The sequence below is a fragment of the Mesorhizobium sp. M8A.F.Ca.ET.207.01.1.1 genome (genome assembly GCF_004794715.1).
Taxonomy (GTDB): Bacteria; Pseudomonadota; Alphaproteobacteria; order Rhizobiales; family Rhizobiaceae; genus Mesorhizobium.
Genome location: NZ_SRUS01000538.1, coordinates 1 through 289 on the forward strand (window position 1 = coordinate 1; position 289 = coordinate 289).

General features: G+C 67.8%; 1 protein-coding gene. It reads left to right on the forward strand.

Translation table 11 applies throughout. The features are described 5' to 3' along the window. On the forward strand, positions 1–289 hold a 289-nt coding region (locus EN850_RS36795; protein ID WP_189591358.1), incomplete at both ends, for a hypothetical protein.

Here is a 289-nt window from a genome sequence, read left to right on the forward strand (position 1 = left end):
GGCGGTCACCGACGCCACCGGCGACAGCGATGCCACGCCGGCATCGATCGTCATCTCAATCGTCGACGACATCCCGGTTGCGGCCAACGATGCCAACAGCGTGACGGAAGGGCTTGGCCATTCGACGAACGGCAACGTGTTCGGCGCGGCCGGTGCGAGCGTCGGCGATCATGCCGACACCATCGGCGCGGACGGCGCAGCGGTCGGCGGTGCGGTGACGCGGGCCTATTTTGGCCTTGAAGCCAATGCCGCCGGCGCGACCTACACGACGATCTCGGGAGCAACGGTG